General features: G+C 37.7%; 5 protein-coding genes and 1 other annotated feature. Of the genes, 1 reads left to right on the top strand and 4 read right to left on the bottom strand.

The features are described from left to right. The coding region (locus tag RYK16_RS01570) for an IS3 family transposase (RefSeq protein ID WP_314850311.1) at positions 1–1,451 on the top strand (1,451 nt) is incomplete at its 5' end. Positions 1,452–1,509: 58 nt separating this feature from the next. Here RYK16_RS01570 and RYK16_RS01565 read toward each other — a convergent pair. From RYK16_RS01565 to RYK16_RS01550, 4 genes are all read right to left on the bottom strand, one after another. Further along, positions 1,510–2,361: a MetQ/NlpA family ABC transporter substrate-binding protein gene (locus RYK16_RS01565; RefSeq protein ID WP_314850309.1), complete on the bottom strand. Its 852-nt coding sequence runs from the start codon at positions 2,359–2,361 to the stop codon at positions 1,510–1,512. 29 nt (positions 2,362–2,390) lie between these two features. Next, positions 2,391–3,050, bottom strand: a complete 660-nt coding sequence (locus tag RYK16_RS01560) for a methionine ABC transporter permease (protein ID WP_294207919.1) — start codon at positions 3,048–3,050, stop codon at positions 2,391–2,393. Then, the gene (locus RYK16_RS01555) at positions 3,050–4,069 is read right to left on the bottom strand and encodes an ATP-binding cassette domain-containing protein (RefSeq protein WP_314850307.1); all 1,020 of its coding nucleotides are present in this window, start codon (positions 4,067–4,069) and stop codon (positions 3,050–3,052) included. The genes RYK16_RS01560 and RYK16_RS01555 overlap by 1 nt, the downstream gene beginning before the upstream one ends. 47 nt (positions 4,070–4,116) lie before the next feature. Continuing rightward, positions 4,117–4,353: a binding site (T-box leader), on the bottom strand. A 91-nt stretch (positions 4,354–4,444) separates the two neighbouring features. Continuing rightward, entirely contained in the window at positions 4,445–5,998 is a 1,554-nt protein-coding gene (locus tag RYK16_RS01550) for an alpha-amylase family glycosyl hydrolase (RefSeq protein ID WP_314850305.1), read from the bottom strand. Between the last annotated feature and the right edge of the window lie 2 nt (positions 5,999–6,000).

The raw sequence follows: 6,000 nt of genomic DNA, 5'->3' as shown, positions 1-6,000 counted from the left end.
CCCCAAAAGTTGGACAACAACTTAGGAGGTTCACTTTTATTATGAAATTTACATTCGAAGACAAGGTCCAAATCTATAAGGAACGTAAATGTGGATTCACAATTCCACAACTCCATTTTAAATGGAATATAACACGATCTGAAATTGAATATATTGTTAGGCTAGTTGATAGACATGGAATTGATATTCTACGCCATATTCATCAAGATTACTCTGCTGAATTTAAGGAAGTGGCTATCTATAGAGTATTGACACTTCATGAGTCAATACTGAGCGTATCAATAGACTTAGGATTATCTACCAATAGTATTCTGCGTAGATGGATTAAAGAATATAAAGAAAATGGATATAATGTCGTTATAAGGAAGCGAGGACGACATGCCAAGGAAGAAAACAATCGAGGAGTTAGAGAAAGAAATCAAGTTCCTACGCGAGCAGAACTTGAGGCTATTAATAGAGAACGAATTTATAAAAAAATTAGATGCCTTAGTTACGGAAAGAGAAGCACGAGAAAAGAAGAAATAGTTAGAGCGATATCGGAGCTAAGGCAAGAACTACAAGTGCCTGTTAGATTTATCATTCAAACAATCAATGACAGCACACGCTTGCCTTATCATATCAGCCGCTCTGACTACTATTATTGGAAAGACAAACAAGACAATGATTTCAAATATGATGACGTAATGAATGATATCATCATTATTTACTATACCCATAAGGGAAGATATGGATATCGACGCATTTATCTTGAAATCAGAAAGCTGTATCCAACAATCAATCATAAGACAGTACAAAGACTCATGCATAAGATGAGTCTGTTTGGAAATACACCTAAAGCTAAATACAAATCATACAAAGGCAATATGAATGGTACAGTAAAGAACCACTTACTAGATGTCGTTATTGATGAAGAGAATCATAATACATATTACAAGCGCAACTTCTCAACAAACACAGTAAATGAGAAATGGACAACAGATGTATCAGAGTTCCATATCACTGCAGGTAAGCTGTATCTATCACCTATTCTCGACATGCATAATAGAGAAATTATATCTTGGAACATATCTAAGACCCCAAACTATGAACAGATTTCCAATATGCTTACTATCGCATTTCAGAAACATCCAAATATAGAAGGACTGATATTTCATTCTGATCAAGGATGGCAGTATCAAATGAATCAATACCATAAGACTCTACTTGAACACGGAATCATCCAATCGATGTCACGCAAGGGAAACTGCTTAGATAACTGTGTGATGGAGAACTTCTTTGGAAAGATGAAGAATGAGATGTTCTATGAACATGAATATGAATTCAAAACCTTAGATGAGCTAGAAAGTGCCATGGAAGAATACATACACTATTACAACAAAGAAAGAATACAGACAAAATTAAAAGGCCTAACTCCTTGCCAGGCAAGGAATCAAGCCTTATCATGTCTGTAAATTAACGTGTCCAAGAAATTGGGTTCACTTCAAAATATTCACATGGTAATATTTTTACTTATTCAGCTGGGATAACGGAACCATCAGACCAGTTCTTCTTGATGAATTCACGGATTTCTTCAGACTGTAATACCTTCACTAAAGCTTGGATCTTTTCATCCTTTTCATGACCTTCTTGGCAAGCGATGATGTTTACATATGGGTTCTTTGCGTCAGCCTTTTCAAGGATTAATGCATCAGAGCCTGGCTTTAGACCAGCGTTGATTGCGAAGTTACCGTTGATAGCTACTAAATCACCTTCACCATTTTCATAAGCTGTTGCGAGTAATTCTGGTTTTACTTCCTGGAACTTTAAGTGCTTAGGATTGTTTGTGTCGTTATCGATATCTGCGATTGTTAAGTTTAATACATCTGCGTTTTCTGGTAACTTCACAAGGTTTTCCTGTGCAAGAATTGCTAAGATACGACCATTATCTGCTACAGAGTTAGAAATAACAACTGTTGAACCATCCTTGATATCAGAAACTTTCTTGATTGTCTTAGAGTAGATTCCAAATGGTTCGATATGAACTCCACCTACATTAGAAATCTTGTAATTCTTTTCTTTCTTTTCTTTATCAAAGAATGGAACGTGCTGGAAGTAGTTTGCGTCTGCTTCTCCATTAGATACTGCTTCGTTTGGAATGAAGTAATCATCTGTAACTGTTACTTCTAGGTCGATGTTGTACTTGTTCTTTAAGATGGACTTAGCTTCTTCTAGAATCACTGCGTGTGGGTTAGCAGTTGCAATCACTGTTAACTTTGTGCTATCTGAAGCTGTTGATGATGCACTTTCTTTTTTGGATGTTCCGCAAGCTGTTAAGCCTAATGCGAATGTTGCTGCTGCAATAATCTTTGTAATCTTGTTCATGAGTTTTCTCCCTTTTCTTTTTTATATATTTATCGTTTGTCGATTCGTTTTACGATTGCATCACCCATCCACTGTATTGCGAATACAATGACGATAATGATGATGGTTGAAGTATAAAGTATTAAATCGTTTCTTCTTGCAAAACCATATAAGTATGCGAGGTTTCCAAGTCCTCCAGCACCGATGGCACCTGCCATTGCTGTATAGGAGATTAAGGAAATTCCTGTTACTGTGATTCCTGAGATTAAGGATGGTAATGCTTCAGGAAGTAATACTTTCAAAATAATTTGCCAATTGCTGGCGCCCATTGCTTTACTTGCTTCAATGGTACCTTTGTTTACATCTTGGAATGCGATGATGCACATTCGTGCATAGAACGGCGCTGCCGCAAATACCAGTGAAGGTAAGGCTGCTGTAGCTCCTAACATAGAACCTACAATCAACTTTGTAAATGGGATTAAGATAATCAATAAGATGATAAATGGAATTGCACGTAATACGTTGATAATTACATCAATCACTCGATTGATAATCTTATTTTGGAATAATCCACCTGTTTGTGTACAGTACAGTAGAATACCAATCAGTAATCCTAGGACTGTCGCAAGTACAAGTGATACGGCTGTCATATAGAGTGTTTCATTGATAGCTTTGAATAGCTGATCTAAATTGAGTACGCCACCTATCATTAGAGCACCTCCACTATGACATTGTTGTCAGTTAAGTATGTCACAAACTTGTTGTAGTCACTATCAACTCCACCACTAATATGAATGTATGTTACACCCATTGGACCAACAGAGGATTGTGAGATATTTGACTCAACAATCGATATCTCAAATGGTACAAGTCTAGCAGCGTTAATAATCGTTGGCTGCTCTGCGTTATTTCCTGTAAAGGATAAACGTAGTAACTTACCACTTGGATATTTCTCTTTTAAGCTTTCCGCCAATTCTTCGATTGTTTGGTTAGCTTCAATATTCTGCACAAATCTTCTTGTGACTGCGTGTTTTGGATGTTCGAACAACTGTTTCACTGTTCCTTCTTCCACAATATTTCCATCACTCATCACTGCCATTCGTGTACATATCTTTTGAACAACTTCCATCTGGTGTGTAATCATCACGATGGTGATTCCTAAACGACTATTGATTTCTCTTAATAGTTCAAGAATCTGCTCTGTTGTATCAGGGTCTAGTGCAGAGGTTGCCTCATCACATAGTAGAATTCTTGGCGAATTGGCGAGTGCTCTTGCAATACCAACTCTTTGTTTTTGACCACCTGAGAGTTCACTTGGGTATGCATCTTCTCTTCCTGTTAAGCCTACCATTTCAATTAGCTCAGCTGCTCTTTGTTTTCTTTCTGCTTTAGGAACATGCGCGAACTCTAGAGGAAGTTCAATGTTTTCAGCGACTGTTCTACTCCATAGGAGGTTGAAGTGTTGGAAAATCATACCGATTTGTTGACGTTGTAAACGTAGTTCTTTAGGACTAAGTTCTTTGAAGTTGACACCATTGATGATAACATCACCAGCTGTCTGTACTTCTAGTTGATTAATCAAACGAATTAACGTACTTTTACCAGCACCGGAATATCCGATGATGCCGTAGATTTCACCATCATTGATGGTGAGTGAAACGTTGTTTACCGCATGGATGTTTTCCTTGTTCGCTTTGAATGTTTTAACTATGTTAAATAACTCAATCATCGCTGCCTCCTATCTATATAAACAAAAATCCCGCACTTACACTTACATGTAAGGACGGGATATATAATCTCGTGTTACCACCTTAGTTTATATGTACTTCACAATACATACCTCATCGAGTACCAACATACTCTATGTCTATAACGGGACATCCCGGTACCCCCTACATTTCGGAAGTACAACTCCAAGACCATCTTCACTAAACCTTCGTATATCCTCTTCTCAGCGCTCGAGGACTCTCTGTGATACTATCTTTCAGCTACTCTTCTTATCATCGCCTATGGTTATAGTTTATTTAGAATTTAATAAATGTCAACAACTTTTTTGAGATTTTTTTGTAAATTTTGTTTTCTTCCATGAAAAATCTGTAAAATATTACATTTTTTGTAATACTACAAACGAACTTGGTCCAATTGTAAGAGTTAGCTCTTCAATAGATGCTTTTCCAATCGTATAGATTGGCTTATAACCTTGTAGCTCATCAAGAGAAATTGTCTCCTCTAATCCACTTGGATTGATTGCTAGTATCAACTTTCCACGTTTGTATACAAATGGCATCTTCTCCTTCTCAGCATAAATCACATTGAAGTCTGCATCAGCCTGTAAGTCTGCGTGCTTGTGACGTAATTCCACAAGAGATTTTGTCGTAGAATAGAGGGAATTTTCATCATTAAGTTGATCTGTAACGTTTGGTGCATCTGCTGATGAATCCACGGCTAGATAGAGTTGATGTGCTCCTGCTGTTGAAAAGCCCTTGTTTACGCTATTATCCCACTGCATTGGTGTGCGTGATCCTGTACGTTGGAAGCCACCTTCTTTGGAACGTATATCCTTCATATAGCGCATACCAATTTCATCACCATAGTAGATAAATGGTACTCCTGGCATTGTTAAGATAAATGCATATGCAATCTTTAACTCTTCTGGAGTTAATGTATTAGCCGGACGAGGTGTATCATGGTTGCATGTAAACATGGAGATATAACCATTCTGCTTTGTTGCCTTGTATTTAGGCATGTAGTCATTTAAGAAACGACAGATATCGCCCTTACCACTCTTTAAGAAGAAGCTGTTATCTTCCCCACCTGTTTCATAATCACGTAATAATGTGTTATATCCATTGTGCCAATGATCTAAGTAGAAATCCATGTGGAAGCCACCACCATTGATCGCTTGTTGTGGATTGGACCATTCACTGACAAGTGCTGCTTCTGGATACTCTTGATCTAGCATATTACGAACATCTCTCCAGATTTTCGCAGTAGCTGATTTCTTGTTATCATCATTCTTCACAAGTGAATCTGCCATATCAACACGGAAGCCATCTGCACCATGATCTAGCCAGAAGCGCATCACATCCTTCATCGCTTCTTTGGTAGCGATAGCTTCTGGACTATCGACTGCAGACATCCAATTCTCTGTACGATCTAGCCAACCATAGTTGAGCGCTGGTTGAGACGCAAAGAAGTTTAACATATAGGCACCATTTCGATCAGACATACCTGCCATATATGGATGATCTTTAACCCCAACAAAGGCACCATTTGTCCATACATAACGACTAGAGTATTCATTTTCTTCTGGTTGCTTACTTGCGTTAAACCAAGCATGTTCATCAGATGTATGACCAGGTACTAAATCTAGCAATACTTTGATACCACGCTTATGTGCTTCTTCAAATAAGCGATATGTGTCTTCATTTGTACCATAACGAGCCGCAACCTTCTTATAATCCCTAACATCATATCCTGCATCCATAAATGGTGAGTCATACATTGGATTAATCCACAATGCATTACAGCCTAGTTCTTTGATGTAATCTAACTTCTGGATGATACCTTCTAAATCACCGATACCATCTCCATTTGTATCATAGAATGACTGTGGATAGATTTCATAAAACACTGCATCTTTTAACCATGTTGGCATAA

Source organism: uncultured Solobacterium sp. (assembly GCF_963550625.1).
In the GTDB taxonomy this organism is placed as follows: domain Bacteria; phylum Bacillota_I; class Bacilli_A; order Erysipelotrichales; family Erysipelotrichaceae; genus Bulleidia.
Note: the sequence above shows the minus strand (reverse complement) of the source record. Positions and strands in the feature narration are given on the sequence as shown.